Genomic DNA, 17,063 nt, shown 5'->3' with positions numbered 1-17,063 from the left:
CGTCTGGTCGAAGACACTCGGACCGCGAGCGCCTCGTGCTGTTCTCGTCGCCTGTGCCGGGGACGACGCGTCGTCGACCTCGGCGGAGTGCTGCGGCCGAGTTGCGGTGCGAGCACGTCGAGGTGCGGTGACGTGTCTGTCCACCTCTGTCGAGGTCGGGGTGGCGGCGGAGCAGCCGGGGCTCGGCGGCGCAGACCCCGCCCCGCTCCGCCACCTCCCCTCGGGGCGAGATCCGAAGCTCGCCCCGATCGATCCCGGAACCCCCCGAGAGCTCCGGCATCGAAGATCGTCGCCCGGCTCACGGCCTGCGTCGGACGAGCAGCCATGCCCCGGCGAGGCTCAGCCCGGTCAGGACGAGCAGGATGCCCGCCTCGATGAACTGGAAGGTCCAGAAGCGATCGGCGGGCTGGTACTCGACCCATCGGATGAGCCCCGCCTCGGCGAAGTAGTGGTCGGCGTTCCCGCCTGAGCTGACGGGCCGGAGCCGGGAAGCGCGGGCGTAGGCCTCGTCGAGGGAGACCTCGGCACCCGTCGCGTCGGTGATCTTGGTGGCGATGCGCCAGTCGGCTCTGGTCGGCGCATCCCTGCCCTCCGTGAGCAGCGGCGCCAGGTAGCGCGGTCGCAGGAGGCCGAGGCCGAACGAGACGAGGTACCAGCCGAGCAGGGTCACCGCGATCGTCGCGGTCAGCCTGCGCAGCGCCGACGCGGCGAGCAGTCCGAACGCGGCCGTGAAGACGGTCAATGCGGGCATCGCCAGCGGTCCGAGGCCGAAGCCCCGGCCCTGGCCCAACTGTCCGTAGAACTCGCCGAGTGGGGCCTGCCAGAACTGATAGCCGAGCTGGAACACCACGGCCATGCTCAGCCCGGGCACCAGCACGGCGGACGCCGTCGTGACCAGCCAGCGCCTGCGGCTGATTCCCTGGGTGAACGTCCAGCGCAGGGTGCCGGTCTCGAACTCCCGCGCGGTGGGCGCTGCGGCGAGGAACATGCCGATCAGCAGCGGAAGGAGCCAGAGCGACGCGGCCAGGCCGTGCATGAAGCCGAGGAACAGATGCGCGGGATCCCCGTACTCGAGCCCGCACAGCGCGGCGCTGCCGCCCTGTCCGTGGGTGCATTCGCCGAGGTGCTCGGCCGGATAGAGCTGCCGAGTCATCAGCCCCGCGACGAGGTATGCCGCCGCGAGCAGGCCGACGAGCGTCATCATCGTGATCAGCGCGGCGCGGCGCTGTCGTAAGGCAGGCCAGATCACGCCCGCACCCCGGTTCGACCGCGAGGGCAGGGACGCCTCGGCGGTGACCGAGGATCAGCTCCGCCTGGTTCGGCGTGGTCGGTGCCCGATTCGGCGCCTGCGTCGACACCTCGCCGATGCGGACCGGCAGCATGCTCCTGCCCGCGCCGTCTCGTTCGGCAGACGAGAACACGCCGCCCGTCGACCCGGCCGGGCCGACGCCACGGAGCGCCCAGATCACGCGGAACCGCCTGCTCGGCGCGGCTGTCGGGATGACGGTGGTCATTCGGCCTCTCGGGATGTGGTGTCGTGCAACGCGGCCGTGAACAGCCCGGTCATGCCCTCGGAGTCCAGGCCTGCGGCCCTGGCCGAGTGGACCCAGCCCGCAAGCAACTGCTGCAACTCGCGTAGCCGGGCCTCGGGGATCGGGTCGGCGGCCTCGGCGGCGACGAACGTCCCCCGCCCCGGTCTGCCCTGAGCCAGGCCCTTGTGTTCCAGCTCGCGATACGCCTTGAGAACGGTGTTCGGATTGACGGCCACCATTCGAGCCACCTCCTTCACGGTCGGAAGGCGGTCGCCCCTGGTCAGGTGGCCGAGCCGGATCGCCTGCTCGACCTGATGGACGAGCTGGAGATAGGGGGGCACCCCGGAACTCGGGCTCACAGTGAAGTGGATCAACACGCTTCCTATCGACCTATTAGCCTAGTGTCGTAGGTAAATAGTACTTCGAGGGCGAGGGCGCTTGTCAAGGCCGGCGACCGAGGGCGGCGTCTCCGCAGGCAGCGGGCCCGCGTCGGGCATGGGGCTCGCCGATGACGACGGCGGGACGATCGGCGGCCGAAGCTGCTGAGGCTGCTGAGATACAGGCCCGAGGCGGACTCCGGCGCGACCGAGTGGCAGCCGCGGATCACGCACCATCGGGGGTCGCGGCGCGGCGGGCGGGCCTGCGGGGTGGGCCGAGGCGGCATCGCGCGCGGCGCGGGGGGTGCGGACAGGCCGCAGGCGGCGCGGGGGAGATCACGCCGTCAGGACGGCGACCGCGACGGGCGGGCCCGAGCCTCCGCAGTGGGCGCGGTGAGGAGCGCGAGCGGCGCGCCGTGGTCACGGCGGGCGGCTCACGCGACGGGATGCGCATGCACCATCGCGGGCGGCAGGCGCGCGGGCATCCGGCCGGGGCACGGCGGCGAGGGCCGACCGCTCTCGCCCGGTGACCGCGCGGCGGATCAGGATCGGACCGGGTGACGCAGCTCGGTCAGTTGTCCACGACGATCTCGACGGCGGGCAGCTCTTCGCCGATCACGGCCGAGACGCTCTGGAGCGGGCCGCTGCCCGTGCCGTCGGGCATGGTCAGCGCCACGCCCACCGGACGGTCGACTGCGGCCCAGGTCGTCGAGCCCTCGCCGGTGAGTTCCAACCACTGGACGCCCGACAGGTCCAACAGCTGCGAGGTCGGCGTCAGCTCAGCCGGGGCGCCGAGGCCGCAGCGGAGCACCACCGGGTCGTGATCGGCGCTTCCCCAGGCTGCGGCGCCGGGCGGCGCGGGGTCGATCAGTTCGCGACGGGTGAGGGTGGAATCACCCGAGGACAGCTCCTCGGGCAGCGCGGCCACGAGATCCACGCACTCCGGAGACTCGGCGTCCGGAGCCGGGATCGTGGCCAGGGCCAACGGACCGGTCCGGTCGGCCGCCTGGGTCGCGTCGTCGATCGAACTCTCCGACTCCGCGTTGAGCGCCAGCACCCCGACGGCCACCGCCAACGCGAGAGGGAGCCCGATCGCCGCCGCGACCAGCGGACGGGGGGCGTGCCCGGAACCTGCCTCGGTCATGTCCTCATGACATCACGGGGGACGAGTGCGGTTCCCCGGGGTCAGAGTCGGACCACCGGGCAGGTCAGCGTGCGGGTGATACCCGCCACGTTCTGCACTCGGGCGACGACGAGTCGGCCCAACTCGTCGACAGAGTCCGACTCGGCGCGGACGATGACGTCATAGGGACCGGTGACGTCTTCGGCGGTGGTGACGCCGGGAATGCTGCTGATCTCGGCAGCGACTGCCGCTGCCTTGCCGACCTCTGTTTGGATCAGGATGTATGCCTGGACCACGGCGTGCCCCTTCGTCTGGACGGGTCTGCTCGGGGTAGGAACGTGTGCAGCAAAGTACCCCAGTTGGTGAAGTATTAGGGACTCAGACCATTGGAGGTCCGTTTGCACCCGGAGCCGGCGGAGCGAGACACGGTCGCCGGACTCGGCGAGTTCGGCCTCATCGAGCGCATCACGTCGGGCAGACCCCAGTCGGGCAGCACGCTCCTCGGCCCCGGTGACGACGCCGCCGTGCTGGCCGCCCCGGACGGCCGGGTGGTCGCGAGCACGGACGTCCTCGTCGAGGGAGTGCACTTCCGGCTGGACTGGTCGAACCCGCGTCAGGTGGGGCGGAAGGCGATCGCGGTCAACCTCGCCGACGTGGCCGCGATGGGCGCCGCACCGACCGGGCTGCTGGTGGGACTCGCCTGCCCGGCGGACACTCCGACCGAGCTGATCGACGGCCTGACCTCCGGAATGTGGGAGGAGGCGGCGTCGGTCGGCGTCGGCATCGTCGGCGGTGACATGGCGACCGCCCAGCAGATCATGATCTCGGTGACCGCGCTCGGCGACCTCGCGGGGCGACCCGCCGTGACGCGAGCCGGTGCTCGGCCGGGCGACGTCGTCGCGGTCTGCGGCAGGCTCGGCTGGGCCGCCGCCGGACTGGCCGTGCTCGGCCGAGGGTTCCGCTCGCCGGGTGCGGTGGTGGCGGCACAGCGGGTGCCGACGCCGCCGTATGCGGCGGGCCCCGGGGCGGCGGATGCGGGTGCTACCGCGATGATCGACGTCTCGGACGGACTGCTGGCCGACCTCGGCCACATCGTCGCGGCCTCCTCGGTCTCGATCGACGTCTGGAGCGACCGGCTGGAGGTGCACCAGCGACTGATCGACGTGGCCTCCGCCCTCGGCGCCGACCCCTTGCACTGGGTGCTGACCGGCGGCGAGGATCACGCGCTGGCCGCGACGTTCCCGGCCGAGGCCGTGCTGCCGCCGGAGTGGCGCGCGGTGGGCACGGTGAACACCGGAAGCCTGGTGACCGTCGACGGCCGGGCCTACGACGGCCCGACGGGCTGGGAGCACTGGCGACACCCCTGAGCCTGCCGAGCAGGCACTCCGAGCCGATGTCCTCGATCGACACCCCGGTCTCGGCCTCGCCGAGGGGCTGCGGAACCGGCCTGAGCGACTGCCCACATTCTGCTGGCCCGGGACCCGGCCCGATCAGTAGCCTGCCGGGCATGGAGCTGCGCATCACCCCCTTCGACCATCCGGACGCGGAGCGTCTGATCGCCGAGGTGCAGCAGGAGTACGTGCGGCGTTACGGCGACGAGGACGACACGCCGGTGGCCGTCGACCAGTTCGCGCCGCCGCGCGGACTCTTCGTGATCGGCTACGTCGACGGCAGGCCGGTGAGCTCCGGCGGCTGGCGCCGGGTGGTCGTCGGCGAGGACGAGATGACCGACACCCACCTGCGGGCAGGCGACGCCGAGCTGAAGCGGATGTACGTCTCCTCGGAGTTCCGGGGACGCGGCCTGGCCCGTCGGATGCTCGCGTTCCTGGAGCGGTCCGCCGCCGACGCGGGCTGCCGCCGCTTCGTCCTGGAGACCGGCGACGCGCAGCCGGAGGCGGTCGCCCTGTACGCCTCGTCTGGCTATCAGCCGCTGCCGAAGTACGGCCACTATCGGGACCACGCGCAGAGTCTCTGCTTCGCGAAGCTGCTCGACGGCGGGGCGGGCGACGGCGGGCCCGTCCGCTCGGGCGACGGCCTCGGGGCGTCGCATGCCGCCGGGCCGATCGCCGAGGCGTCCGGTGCGGAGGCGTCCGGTGCCGAGGCTCCCGGTGCCGGAGCCTCGCGAGGCCGGGTCTCACAGATCGGCTCCGTCCGGACCGAGGCGAACGCAGGCGCCTGTCCCTGACGACCCCGCGACGACCCGACCCCGCTCCGCTCGCCGAGCCTGCGGGCGGTCCTTGGACCACGGCACATTCGCCCCACGATGAGGAGGGACCGCCGATGGCGATCTACGCGCTGGACGAGTGGGAGCCGCACATCCATCCCGACGCCTACGTCCATCCTGATGCGACGGTGATCGGGCGCGTCGTGATCGGCGCGGGCTCGACCGTGTGGCCGCAGGCGGTGCTGCGCGGGGACTACGGATTCATCGAGATCGGCGAGCGGACCAGTGTCCAGGACGGTTCGATCATCCACTGCACCGAGCAGCACGCCACCCTGATCGGCTCGGACTGCGTGCTCGGCCACGCGGTCCACGTCGAGGGCGCGACGGTGGCCGATCACTGCCTGATCGGCTCGGGTTCCGTGGTGCTCAACGGCGCCGTGGTCGAACAGGGCGCGGTGGTGGGCGCAGGCGCGGTCGTCGCGTTCGGCACGACGATCCCGGCCCGTGCGATGGCACTGGGCGTGCCTGCCAGGATTCGTGAGGGTTACCAGGTGCCCGAGGGGGCTTGGCAGGGCAACGTGGACCGTTACGTCGCCAACGGTCTGCGCTACAAGACGGGCTTGCGCAGGCTGGACGGCTGAGCCGCCGCCGGGCCGGGCGATCGGGACCGGGCGTCCGCAGCGCGGTCCGGCCGCGTGCGGCGGACCGGCTCCCGCAGGCAGGTGCGATACGTGGTGCGGCGCGCGAGAGCGGCCTTCCCGTGACCGGGACAGGCCGGGGCGGGCGGCCCGTCGCCGAGATTGCGTCGTGGTTCTTCCGACCTCGGTCGATGCGCGGCAGCCGGGGGACGGCGCCACGACTCGATCAGCGGGGTTCGTCGGCGACCGCCTCGCTGATCACCGAGAGCCCCGGAGAGTCCGGCCCTCGCCGCACGCGGTGACGTGACGTCGCCGCCGGGGTGCCCGAGCACGTGCGGGTGGGTCGGCATTCGCCGGGGCGCTGGACTTCCCTCTCTTCTGCCGGCTCCGAGAAGGAGCACCGAGCTCGCCCTGCGGTGCGGCGGGTCGCTTGATAGTCGTTAGATAGTGACTGTGTACTATCAAGTGTGACATGGGGGCATTGGCAGATCGGTGCTCGTCGTGCTCGCCGAGTCGATCGGGTACGAGACGCTCCGGCGGGCGCGGAGAGTGCGGCGACGGCATGGTGTCGGCGAAGGGGCGCACCGCCGGGACGTGCTCATCGTCGGCTGACATTCAGGCCGCGCGACCTGCGATGACGTCGGCGAGCGCGATCATGACCAGGTGAGGGGGACTACCTGGTGACGAGCGATCGTTCCCGCGTGCTCCGAAGCCCCCGCAGGCGGCCGTCGGGGTCGCGGAGCTAGACCGCCGAGGACTCCGGGCCCCGGGCGGCATCCCCATCGAGCAGTTCTTGATCCACGACTGAGATCCCTTGTCGACCTAATGATAGTGATCAGTCACTACAAAGTGAGGACGAATCATGACCACCACGTCGAAGTCGACTCGCCGCCGCGCCTGGTGGGTCCTGTGGAGCCTGCTGGCCGCCTCCGCCGTCGGTATTGCGTTCTTCGCGGTGTCGCCCTACCTGACCGGCGATCCCGAGAACAGCACGATGCCGTTGAACCCCGACGTCTCATCGCATTTCCTGACGCTCGTCCTGCACGCGGCGCCGGGTGGTCTGGCACTGATCATCGGACCGTTCCAGTTCGTCGGCCGCCTGCGCACCCGGTTCCCGAAGGCGCACCGGATCCTCGGTCGCGTCTACCTGATCTGCATCCTGGCGGGGTCGGTCGCCGCCGTGGTCGCGGCCACCGTCTCGACCAGCGGATTCGCCGCCCAGGTCGGGTTCTATCTCCTGACGGTCGCCTGGCTGTACACGATCGCCCAGGCGTATCGGACCATCCGCCGAGGCGAGGTCGCGCTGCACCGCATCTGGATGATCCGCAACTACGCGCTCACGTTCGCCGCCGTGACGTTGCGCATCTACCTCAGCGTGGGACTGGTGATGCAGGAGGCGGACCCGTCCCTGACCTTCCAGGACGTCTACACCGCGAGCGCGTGGGCCTCCTTCGTCGGCAACGTCCTGGTGGCCGAGTACTTCATCGTGCAGCGGACGTTGCAGTACTCGGTCCGTCGCAGGCGAGGCGGCGGCGACGCGCCTCGCACCGGCCGGGCGTCGGAGAATCTCGGCTCGGGGGCTTCCGCCGCCGAGCAGCCCGGGTGAGTAGACGATCGCCACGGCGGGAGCGCTGCCCGTTTCGCCCCGTCTCGGTGTGGGGCTCTCAGGAGGGCAGCCGTGACCGCCGCCAGGCGCCCTCCACGGAGCGCCTGCATCGGTCCGGGTCGTCTCCCCTGCCGACGAACAGCGCCGTCAGCAGGGGAACGCCGCCTGCGAGCGTCGCCTGCGGCAGCGGTCCGCCTGCGACCAGCGAGACCAGACCGTGGGCGACGGCCCAGCTCTGCGTCGCCAGCTCCAGCGGGTCGGTGTCGGCCACGAAGCGGCCCGCCCGCCTGGCGCGATCGACGGCCTGGACCAGGTACTCCAACGTCGCGTCCGCCGCCGCGAGGTCTTCGAGGTCGAAGTTCGCGTCGAACATGACCCGGTACAGATCGGAGTGGTCCAAGGCGTTGCCGAGATAGGCGGCGATCAGGCCGGTCAGGTCCTCGACCGGATCGTCGGAGGCGGCCGTCGCCGCGAATCGGGCCGCCAGGCGGGTGAAGCCCTCTTGCCGAAGGGCCTTCCACATGCCGTCCATGCCGCCGAAGTAGGTGTAGACGGCCATCGTCGACACGCCCGTGCCTGCCACCAGCGAGCGCAGGGTGATGGGCTCCCGGACCCGGAGCATGTGTGCGGCCCGTTCGATCAGCAGGGTGCGGACCGCCGGATCCTTCGTCCTGGCCATGCGGGCAGATTACATAGCATTGCATTGCTATAGTTACCGGGTTGTGAATCCACGCCGCTCGCGCGAGAAGGAGATCAGCATGGCCATCACCCTGGTGAACCCCGAGGGGCTGCCGCAGGTCGACGTCTATCGGCAGGTGGCGGTCGCTACGGGATCGAGGACGGTGTTCGTCTCGGGCCAGGTCGCCCGCGACGCGGAGGGGGGCCGCGTCGGCGAAGGCGACTTCGCCGCCCAGCTCGAACAGTGCTACCTCAACGTCGCCACCGCGCTGGCGGCGGTCGGCGGCACCCTCGACGACCTGGCGAAGATCACCGTCTACGTCGTGGACTGGACCCCTGACAAGATGCCCCTGCTGGTGGCGGGGATCGAGCGAGCCCTCGCGAAGCTGGGTCGCACGCCGACCCCGCCTGCCGCCACGCTCGTCGGGGTCGCGGCGCTGGCCGAGCCTGACCTCCTGGTGGAGGTCGAGGCCATCGCGGTCCTCGACTAACCGCAGGCGAGTCGGTGGCGGTGCCGCCGCTGGAATCTCCGCTCCGGCGTGGTCGCCGCCGGGCGGCCACCCCGGACCCGTCCGTCATGACGGACGACCGGGTCGGGCCGCTCGATCCGAGCAGGCCTTGATCCCACCGCAGCCTGCCACCGAGAACCACGTTCGGCGCGAGCCGATGCCGCTGGTCGTTCGTCGTCCCCTTCGTGGAGGTGGATCTCGGTCGGCCGCGGCGAGGCGAGCACGATGCGCCACTTCCGGCGGGAGCGAACGCCGATGGGGCTACTCGATCACGTGTCGGCAGGGCTCGCTATTGTCGCTTTCCGTGACCGCACGTCCTTTGACGGAAATCATGGAGCCCGGCTGGGCCAAGGCGATGGAGCCGGTGGCCGAGCAGATCACGCGCATGGGGGACTTCCTGCGCGCCGAGATCGCGGAGGGCCGCACGTACCTGCCTGCGGGGCAGCACGTCCTGCGTGCCTTCACCCAGCCGTTCGACGAGGTCCGAGTGCTGATCGTCGGCCAGGATCCCTATCCGAGGCCGGGCCATGCCGTCGGCTTCAGCTTCTCGGTGGCCCCCGAGGTGCGGCCGCTGCCGCCGAGTCTGGTCAACATCTTCACCGAGTACTCGGACGACCTCGGCCACCCGAAGCCCTCCACCGGCGATCTGACCCCGTGGGCGGATCACGGCGTCCTGCTGCTGAACCGGGTCCTCACCCTGCAGACCGGCAAGTCCGACTCGCACAAGGGCAAGGGCTGGGAGGCGGTCACCGAGCAGGCCATCAAGGCGCTGGCTGCGCGGGGCGGCCCGCTGGTTGCGATCCTGTGGGGCCGCAACGCCCGCAACCTGGCGCCGATGATGCCGGGGGTCCCCTGCATCGAGTCCGCGCATCCGAGCCCGATGGCGGCGCGCGGCGGCTTCTTCGGCTCGCGGCCGTTCAGCCGAGCCAACGCGCTGTTGGAACAGCAGGGCGGTCAGCCGGTCGACTGGAAGCTGCCCTGAGGCGACCGAACGGTCGAGGCGGTCGACCGGCCGGGCGTGACCGGCTGGTCGGTGGCGTGCTTCTCGGCTGCCTGGTCGCCCCTCGCCGACCCGGCCCGGATTCCCCTCGTGCGCCTGCGACGGATCGCCGGGTGAGCGGAGCATCCTTCGCCGGAGCGGGTTCGCGTCCGGGCGATGCACGCTGGGTCGATCAGCGCGCGGTCGGATGCGGGCGCTCGGAACCGCAGCCGAACGGACGCTTCTACCCGTCCCGCTGTCGACGCACCATCTCGGTGATCCAGGTAGGCGCGAACGGAGACGTGCAGTTCGGCGGCGTCGGATAGTCCTTGAGCACCTCTAGGCGCTCACCGATCTCGATGGCGCGGGCGCGGTGCTCGGCGTGCTCGATCCCGATCTGAGCCAGGCAGTGGTTCATCGCCCACTGCAGCCGAGCAGGCGCGTCCTTCATCGCCGCCTCGATGACGTCGAGCAGTTCTGCGAGGTCGAGGCCCTCGGGCTTCTTGACCACGCGCTCGGTGGTCAGCTCCCACCCTGCACTCGCGATCACCGGGTCCGGATCTCCGGACCAGGCCAGGCGTAGTCGTTCGGCGTGCGGGTTCTTCTTCACCACGTAGTTCACCAGCCAGCCTTGCACCTTCGGGGTGCGCGCCTCACGCAACATGACGTCCAGCTCGTCACGCTCGAAGGCCTTCGGGCGGCAGATCAGGAGTGCCAGCAGCCTCGCCGAGGTGTCCGCCGTCCTCCAGAGCTCGAGGGCGAGCTCCTGCTGCGTCTTCAGCCGCTTCGCGAGCGCGCGCAGCCTGCCGAGGTTCACGCCGTGATCGTCACCGTGTCTCTCGTTCACCTTGCGGGCCCGAGGGTCCTCGAGCGCGGCCAGCTCGGCCAGCACCTCGGCCACCGTCGTCTCGGTCACCTCCGCCTCCTGTCCCTCACCTATCCGAGTCTCGGCTCACGAGGAAAGCATGGTGAACGAGGTCATCAGCAAGGGCGTGGCCAAGGACACCGTCCGCTCTTCGGGCCTGGGCGTGTCGCCGCACCCCCCAGCGCACCCAGGTAGGCCTTCTCGTGCCGCCGAACCGGCGGATCAACTCAAGGACCGGGCCGCAGGCCGTCGGCATCCTGGCGGCCCGCCGCGCGGCTCCGAGGAGCACATCTCGTCCGCCGCCCAGGCCCGGCAGGGCAGGGATCGGGGGCGGGGCCGCCTGATACGGCTTCCTCAGCCGGGCGATCCGAGGACGCCGAACAGACCGGCTCACCCACGACAGAAGGCCCGAGGGGAAGAAATCCCTCGGGCCGTGTCGTGCATGTCAGGCAGTGCCTGCGGCGCAGTGGTCAGCCGCGGACGACCTTGCCCGCCTTCAGGCAGGACGTGCACACGTTCATCCGCTTGCGCTGGGACAGACCGATCTTGGCGTGCACGGTCTGAATGTTCGGGTTCCACCGCCGGTTGGTGCGGCGGTGAGAGTGCGAGACAGACTTGCCGAAGCCCGGCCCCTTTGCGCAGACGTCGCAGACGGCAGCCACGTCAGTCACCCCTTACGTTTGTGATCAATCACGGGCGTCCCTCATCCACGAGAACGGACGTGGAGACGCCGACATGAGAGCCCGGGCCGGCCGGGCGACCTCGACAGGTTAGCGGCTCGCACATGCCGCTTCCAAACCGGGGGCCGACGGTAGTCTTGCCCCGGCGGTCGGCCTGCGACGAAATGATCGGCGGGCGGCTTTGACGGCAGGCGGTCCGCCGAGCGGGCTCGAACCCCGGCTCCGGGTGGCGACCGCCGGACACGAGGCGCAGGCCGCCCACCCCGGCAGGCACACCGAACGTCCCGGCGAGGCCGGTGCGGCGAACGCATGGCAGCCGTGACGACTGGGACCCGTAGCGGCGGAAGGCCGCCGCCGGATCGGCGCCGGGGCACGACAGGACGTACTCACGACGCGGGCGGAGGAGACGGCTGATGTTGCAGGCCCTGGACGCCGAGGCGGTCAGCCGTTGGGCCGACGCCTGCGTGGCCGATCTGGAGGCCAATCGCGAGGAGATCGACCGGATCAACGTCTACCCGATCGCCGACGCCGACACCGGCAGCAACCTGCTGTACACCATGCGCGCCGCCCTCGACTCGCTGCGGCATGCTCCTGCCGAGGTCAGCTCGGCGGTGAGCGGGGCGATCAGCGCCCTGGCCAAGGGTGCGTTGACCGGTGCGAGAGGCAATTCGGGCGTGATCCTCTCCCAGGTGCTTCGTGGCCTGGCCGAGGCCGTGCAGGGCGCGTCGGTCTTCACCGGCGGGGCGCTGCGCACCGCCTTGTCGCGTGCCGACGAACTCGCCACCGCCGCAGTCGCCCGTCCCGTCCCCGGCACGGTGCTGTCGGTCCTGCACGCGGCCGCGCAGGCGGCCGCAGACACCGACTCCGACGCCCTGCCGTCGGTGGCCGCCGCCGCGCTGGCCGCCGCCGACGACGCACTGGAACGGACGCCGGATCAGCTCGCCGTGCTGGCCAGGGCAGGCGTGGTCGACGCGGGCGGACGAGGCCTCGTGGTGCTGCTCGAGGCGTTGTCCTCGGTGGTGGGCAGCGGTCGAGGCGACGCCGCGCGGCGCCTGGGCCGTCCTGACGCCGAGAGCCCGCCGGTCGGAAGCTCACCCGTGGTGGGTGCGCGCGGCACGGCAGGCGAGGATGCCGCCGAGGCCGGTGCGCAGCAGGCCGGGCAGGTCGCCGGGGGCTCCTCCCCGAGCGCCGCCGCGGTCGAGATCGCCGCCGAGGCCGCAGGCCCGACCGATCCTGCCGCACAGCCTTCGACCGGACGCGGCCCGCAGGACCACACCCCGCACGGCGCCCCCGACGCCAGCGGTCTCGAACCCGGCAGCGAGCAGCCCTTCGCCGGGTCGCCGCCCGCCTACGAGGTCATGTACCTGCTCGCCGACTCGGACCAGGCGCGGGCCGACGAGTTGCGGCTGATCCTCGACGATCTCGGCGACTCGGTCTCGGTGGCGGGCGACGGTGCGGGCCTGTGGTCGGTGCACGTGCACTGTGACGACATCGGGCCCGCGATCGAGGCCGGTGTGGAGCGCGGCAGGCCGCATCGGATTCGCGTGGTCCGCTTCGCCGACCAGCCTGCGCCTCCCGACGGGCCGACCGAGCCGCACCCGACGGTCGCGCCGGTCTCGCCGCATCGGATGCGCGCCCTGTTCGGCCTGCACCGGGCCGTCGTGACGGTGGCGGCCAGCGAGGGACTGGCGACGCTGTTCTCGGACGAGGGAGCCCGAGTGCTCCGGCCCTCCTCCCGGAGCGGCGCCGCCGCCGTCGTGGAACTCGTCGGCGTCATCCGCGAGACCGGGGCGCGGCACGTCTCGGTGCTGCCCAACGGCGCCGTGTCGATCGAGGTCGCCGATCGTGCCGCTGCCGAGGCGATGTCGGTGGGTCAGGATGTGGTGGTGGTGCCCACCGTGTCACCGGTGCAGGGCCTGGCCGCGCTGGCCGTGCACGACCCGCGCCGTCGCCCTGCCGAAGACTCGGTCGCGATGGCCGAGGCGGCGGCGGCGACCCGCCGAGGTGAGGTACTCGTCGCCACCAGCGCGGCGCTGACCTGGGCGGGCCGCTGTGAACCCGGTGACGTGCTCGGCCTCGTCGACGACGAGGTGATGATCATCGGAAGGGACCCGATCGAGACGGCGTCGGCCCTTCTTGATCGGATGTTGTCCACCGGCGGTGAGCTGGTCACGGTGCTGCCCGGCGGGCACGCCCCGGACGGCCTGCTCGTCGCCTTGTCCGAGCGGCTCCGCCGCATCCATCCCGAGGTGGACCTGACCTGCTTCGACGGCGACCTGCCCGACACCGTGCTGCTGCTGGGAGTGGAGTGAATGACACCGATCCGAACCGAGCTCCAGGCCCGTCCGCGATGACCGACTGGGCGGATCAGCTGACCCCGATCCTCGGGGCCAAGACGGCCGACGCACTGGCGAAGTCGCTGAATCTGCACACCGTGGGCGAGCTGCTGCGGCACTATCCGCGTCGTTATGCCGAGCGCGGCGAACTGACGGAGATCGCCGGGTTGGAGATCGGCGAGCACGCCACGGTGCTGGCCGAGGTCCAGCGGGTGACCAAGCGCAGCATGCGGTCCCGGCGCGGCAGCATCCTCGAGGTGCGCATCACCGACGGCAGACGCGCGTTGAACTGCACCTTCTTCAACCAGGCCTGGCGGGAGCGGGAGCTGCTGCCCGGCAAGAAGGGCCTGTTCGCGGGCAAGATCACCGCCTATCGCGGCCAGCTCCAGCTCGCGAATCCCGAGTATCAGCTCATCGAGCCCGCGACACAGGACGCGGGGGACGGCGACTCGGTGGTCGCGGAGTTCACCGCCGCGTTGATCCCGGTGTACCCGGCGGCGCAGGGCCTGCCGTCCTGGTCGATCGCGCGGTGCGTGCGGCAGGTCCTCGACACCTGGGACGGCGTCGAGGACCCGCTGCCCGCCGGACTGCGCGCCGATCTCCGAGTCTCGGACCTCACTCAGGCGCTGCGCGACGTGCATCTGCCTGCGGACCGGGCCGCGGTGCATTTCGCGCGGAAGCGCCTGAAATGGGACGAGGCACTGTCGGTCCAGCTGGCCCTGGCCCAACGCAGACAGGCGGCCGACGCCCGGCCCGCCCCGGCCTGCCCGCCGAGACCCGACGGCGTGCTCGACAGCTTCGATGCGCGCATCCCCTTCGAGCTGACCGAGGGCCAGCGGTCGATCGGCGAGATCGTCCGGGCGGACGTCTCCCGTGAGCATCCGATGAACCGGCTCGTGCAGGGCGAGGTCGGTTCCGGCAAGACGGTGGTGGCACTGCGTGCGATGCTCCAGGTCGTCGACGCGGGCCGACAGACGGCGATGCTGGCGCCGACGGAGGTGCTGGCCGCCCAACACGCGCGCTCCCTGGCCGAACTGCTCGGCGACCTGGCCACCGCAGGGGAGTTCGGCGCCCCCGATCACGCCACGCGGGTCACCCTGCTCACCGGCTCGATGGGTGCCGCGCAGCGCAGGAAGGCCATGCTGGAGGTCGTCTCCGGCGAGGCGGGCATCGTGGTCGGCACTCACGCGCTCATCCAGGACCGGGTGGAGTTCGCGGATCTGGGCCTGGTGGTGGTCGACGAACAGCACCGCTTCGGCGTCGAGCAGCGCGACGCCCTGCGATCGCGAGCCGGGTCACGGGTCAGCCCCCATGTGCTGGTGATGACGGCGACCCCGATTCCCCGCACGGTGGCGATGACCGTCTATGGGGATCTGGAGGTCTCGGCGCTGCGCGAGCTGCCGAAGGGGCGATCACCGATCAAGAGCACCGTGGTGCCGGTGGCGGAGAAGCCTGCCTGGCTGGACCGGGTCTGGCAGCGGCTTCGCGAGGAGGTCGCCGCCGGACATCAGGCCTATGTGGTCTGTCCGAGGATCGGCGATCAGGCTTCCTCCGGCGAGGACGTCGACACCCCGCCGCCCGCCGAGGGGGAGGGCTCGGAGCGTCGCCCCCCGCTGGCGGTGGCCGACGTGGCCCCCGAACTCGCCGAGGGACCGCTGCGCGGCCTGCGGGTCGGGATGCTGCACGGCAGGCTGCCCGCCGACGAGAAGGACACCGTGATGCGGGCCTTCGCCGCAGGCGAGATCGACGTGCTGGTGGCGACGACCGTGGTGGAGGTCGGCGTGAACGTGCCGAATGCGACCGCCATGGTGATCATGGATGCCGACCGTTTCGGAGTCAGCCAGCTGCACCAGCTGCGGGGACGGGTCGGCCGGGGCAGCGCGGCCGGACTGTGCCTGCTGGTCACCGACGCCGTGCCGGGCACCACCACCATGCAGCGTCTCGACGCGGTGGCCAGCACCACCGACGGCTTCGAGCTGGCCCGCCTCGACCTGGAGCTGCGTCGCGAGGGCGACATCCTCGGCGCGGCCCAGTCCGGCAGGCGATCGGGGCTGCGGCTGCTGTCGCTCCTCGACGACGAGGACGTCATCGCGCAGGCCAGGGATCGTGCGGAGGCCATCGTGGTCGGCGACCCCGCGCTGACCGAGCACCCGGGCCTGGCGGGGATGGTGGCGGATCTGGTGGACGAGGACCGGGCGGAATATCTGCAGAAGACGTGAGGGCGAGGCGGTCGCCATGCGTGCCCATGGTGTTCGGGACAGGCGCGTACCGGACCGCCCGCCTCGATCTTCGGCCGCCGCGAACGGCGGGAACGACGGGGGCGGCGGTCACGTCGTGGGAGCCTGCGCCACCGGGAGGACCTGCTGGCGACGTCCCATCAGGTCCATCGACGTCGGTTGCGTGGCCGATTTCGCAGCAGCGCCCCGCGGTTCGGGTTCGTCCGGCGGCCGGGACGGTGGCGCCCCGATGACACCGATGCCGACTGAGGCCGTCGACGGCGTGGGCGGGTCGGGGACTCCGGTGGCCGAGCGGTGGCGAACTGCCGACGACGAACGACGCAGGAGACAGCGAACGACTCGGCGCCAGCGCCACACACTGAATCGCCCGGCGCGGGGACGATGAAGCGACCGACGGGCGTATGGAGGAGACATGTCGATGCTCGGCACACCCGGTGCCGCCGCGTTCTCGGCTCGGATCATGCAGGGCCTGGTGCGGTGGAGCGAGGGCTCGGTGACCCGTCGCACCAGAGCCGTCTTTCCCGAGCTGCCCGGCGACACACGCGACATCACGATCCCCACGACGATCGCGCCTGCTCGCGCCGTGGTCTACCGCCCTGCGGCGGGCATCGCGCGGCCGCCCGTGCACGTGAACTTCCACGGCGGCGGGTTCGTCATGCCCGGAGTGTGGCTCGACGATCCGTTGTGCCGGTACCTGGCGGCCGAGGCGGGCGTGGTCGTCGTCAACGTCGACTACGTGGTGGCGCCGCAGCACCGGTTCCCCGCGCCCGTCCACCAGGCGTTCGAGGCCGTCCGGTGGATCGCCGACCATGGTGCCGAGCACGGCTGGGACGGCGGCAGGCTCACGGTCGGCGGCCAGAGCGCGGGCGGGGCGCTCGCGGCGGCTGCGGCCCGCCAGGCCTGGGAGCAGGGTGGGCCCGCGATCGCCCTGCAGGCCCTGCACTATCCGGTGCTCGATCTCACCGTTCCGGCCGGACAGAAGACCTCGGTGATCGCCAAGCCGATGCTGCGCCCCTGGATGGGCGACGTCTTCGACCACTCCTACGTGCCCGGCCGAAACCTGGCCGCCGATCGTCTGGCCTCGCCTGCCGCGCCGAGCGACACGACGGATCTCACCGGCATCGCCCCGGCGCTGGTGATCACGCCGGAGTACGACCTGCTCTATGCGGAGGGCCTGCGGTATTCGCGGCGCTTACGCGAGGTCGGCGCGCTGCGGGAGCACCACGACGTGCCGCAGGCCGACCACGGCTACGACGTCCGCGACCAGGCGAAGGCCCGTCGGGTCTACGCGCTGATCGCGCGGCACGTCCGCGAGGCCGCCGCGCGGGACTGACCGGAC

At 71.5% G+C, this 17,063-nt stretch carries 16 protein-coding genes; 9 read left to right on the top strand and 7 right to left on the bottom strand.

All coding sequences use genetic code 11. The annotated features are described in order from the left end of the window. Positions 1–298 precede the first annotated feature (298 nt). The 4 genes from UA74_RS25955 to UA74_RS25940 form a co-directional block, all read right to left on the bottom strand. On the bottom strand, positions 299–1,249 hold the full coding sequence (locus tag UA74_RS25955; RefSeq protein WP_075742569.1) for a hypothetical protein: 951 nt from the start codon (positions 1,247–1,249) through the stop codon (positions 299–301). Between the two features lie 261 nt (positions 1,250–1,510). After that, on the bottom strand, positions 1,511–1,909 hold the full coding sequence (locus UA74_RS25950; protein ID WP_404799951.1) for a GntR family transcriptional regulator: 399 nt from the start codon (positions 1,907–1,909) through the stop codon (positions 1,511–1,513). Between the two features lie 571 nt (positions 1,910–2,480). Then, a complete protein-coding gene (locus tag UA74_RS25945) occupies positions 2,481–3,053 on the bottom strand; it encodes a DUF3515 domain-containing protein (RefSeq protein WP_075765652.1) in 573 nt (190 codons plus the stop codon). Between the two features lie 41 nt (positions 3,054–3,094). Next, the gene (locus UA74_RS25940; protein WP_075742566.1) at positions 3,095–3,328 is read right to left on the bottom strand and encodes an Lrp/AsnC family transcriptional regulator; all 234 of its coding nucleotides are present in this window, start codon (positions 3,326–3,328) and stop codon (positions 3,095–3,097) included. Between the two features lie 102 nt (positions 3,329–3,430). Between UA74_RS25940 and UA74_RS25935 the strand changes: the two genes are divergently transcribed. From UA74_RS25935 to UA74_RS25920, 4 genes are all read left to right on the top strand, one after another. Beyond that, complete coding sequence (locus UA74_RS25935) at positions 3,431–4,399, top strand: thiamine-phosphate kinase (RefSeq protein WP_075742565.1); 969 nt, start codon at positions 3,431–3,433, stop codon at positions 4,397–4,399. Positions 4,400–4,539: 140 nt separating this feature from the next. Continuing rightward, positions 4,540–5,217, top strand: coding sequence for a GNAT family N-acetyltransferase (locus UA74_RS25930; RefSeq protein WP_075742564.1), 678 nt, complete (start codon positions 4,540–4,542; stop codon positions 5,215–5,217). A gap of 95 nt (positions 5,218–5,312) precedes the next feature. Then, positions 5,313–5,837: a gamma carbonic anhydrase family protein gene (locus UA74_RS25925; RefSeq protein WP_075742563.1), complete on the top strand. Its 525-nt coding sequence runs from the start codon at positions 5,313–5,315 to the stop codon at positions 5,835–5,837. An 859-nt stretch (positions 5,838–6,696) separates the two neighbouring features. Beyond that, the gene (locus UA74_RS25920; protein WP_075742562.1) at positions 6,697–7,440 is read left to right on the top strand and encodes a DUF2306 domain-containing protein; all 744 of its coding nucleotides are present in this window, start codon (positions 6,697–6,699) and stop codon (positions 7,438–7,440) included. Positions 7,441–7,498: 58 nt separating this feature from the next. Here the strand turns inward: UA74_RS25920 and UA74_RS25915 are convergent, their stop codons facing one another. Next, positions 7,499–8,119, bottom strand: a complete 621-nt coding sequence (locus UA74_RS25915) for a TetR/AcrR family transcriptional regulator (protein ID WP_075742561.1) — start codon at positions 8,117–8,119, stop codon at positions 7,499–7,501. Between the two features lie 79 nt (positions 8,120–8,198). Here UA74_RS25915 and UA74_RS25910 point away from each other — a divergent pair, with 79 nt between their 5' ends. Continuing rightward, on the top strand, positions 8,199–8,609 hold the full coding sequence (locus UA74_RS25910; protein ID WP_075765650.1) for a RidA family protein: 411 nt from the start codon (positions 8,199–8,201) through the stop codon (positions 8,607–8,609). A gap of 322 nt (positions 8,610–8,931) precedes the next feature. Further along, positions 8,932–9,609 (top strand): uracil-DNA glycosylase, encoded by a 678-nt coding sequence (locus UA74_RS25905; protein WP_075742559.1) that lies wholly within the window; start codon positions 8,932–8,934, stop codon positions 9,607–9,609. A gap of 241 nt (positions 9,610–9,850) precedes the next feature. Here the strand turns inward: UA74_RS25905 and UA74_RS25900 are convergent, their stop codons facing one another. After that, complete coding sequence (locus UA74_RS25900; RefSeq protein WP_075765648.1) at positions 9,851–10,522, bottom strand: DNA alkylation repair protein; 672 nt, start codon at positions 10,520–10,522, stop codon at positions 9,851–9,853. A 419-nt stretch (positions 10,523–10,941) separates the two neighbouring features. Continuing rightward, positions 10,942–11,133, bottom strand: coding sequence for a 50S ribosomal protein L28 (gene rpmB / locus UA74_RS25895; protein ID WP_069851817.1), 192 nt, complete (start codon positions 11,131–11,133; stop codon positions 10,942–10,944). A gap of 431 nt (positions 11,134–11,564) precedes the next feature. Here rpmB and UA74_RS25890 point away from each other — a divergent pair, with 431 nt between their 5' ends. The 3 genes from UA74_RS25890 (at position 11,565) to UA74_RS25880 (ending at position 17,057) form a co-directional block, all read left to right on the top strand. After that, a complete protein-coding gene (locus UA74_RS25890) occupies positions 11,565–13,463 on the top strand; it encodes a DAK2 domain-containing protein (RefSeq protein WP_075765646.1) in 1,899 nt (632 codons plus the stop codon). 38 nt (positions 13,464–13,501) lie between these two features. Next, entirely contained in the window at positions 13,502–15,706 is a 2,205-nt protein-coding gene (gene recG / locus UA74_RS25885; RefSeq protein ID WP_075742556.1) for an ATP-dependent DNA helicase RecG, read from the top strand. 436 nt (positions 15,707–16,142) lie between these two features. Continuing rightward, positions 16,143–17,057: an alpha/beta hydrolase fold domain-containing protein gene (locus UA74_RS25880; protein ID WP_075766339.1), complete on the top strand. Its 915-nt coding sequence runs from the start codon at positions 16,143–16,145 to the stop codon at positions 17,055–17,057. The last annotated feature ends 6 nt before the right edge of the window (positions 17,058–17,063 follow it).

The organism is Actinoalloteichus fjordicus (genome assembly GCF_001941625.1).
Taxonomy (GTDB): Bacteria; Actinomycetota; Actinomycetes; order Mycobacteriales; family Pseudonocardiaceae; genus Actinoalloteichus_A; species Actinoalloteichus_A fjordicus.
The sequence above is the reverse complement of the archived record's forward strand: the minus strand, read 5'-3'. Positions and strand labels throughout refer to the sequence as shown.